Here is a 222-nt window from a genome sequence, read left to right as displayed (position 1 = left end):
GTTAAAAGGTTATCCTGATTTAAACGACCTTCCGCTACAATATTGTCTTTATAAGTTAAACTAAACTGATTTTGTTTAAATTGAAGGACTAAAGGTTTATCCAGAAAGTAAAAAGGAACCTCAAATTTTTCAACAAAAAAAGATTGTCCCTTTTCTTTCAATAAAACGCCTGATGGAGAATAATCAAGTTGTCGTTTTGATTCTGAAATTAGTCGATTGAAT

At 29.7% G+C, this 222-nt stretch carries 1 pseudogene; it reads right to left on the bottom strand.

What is annotated here, in order from left to right:
• A pseudogene (locus tag JR005_RS14545) lies at positions 1-222 on the bottom strand (tyrosine protein kinase); the annotation flags it as partial.

It is taken from the genome of Acinetobacter sp. Colony158 (assembly GCF_019264745.1).
Taxonomy (GTDB): Bacteria; Pseudomonadota; Gammaproteobacteria; order Pseudomonadales; family Moraxellaceae; genus Acinetobacter; species Acinetobacter ursingii.
This window is presented reverse-complemented; position numbering and strand designations above follow the sequence as displayed.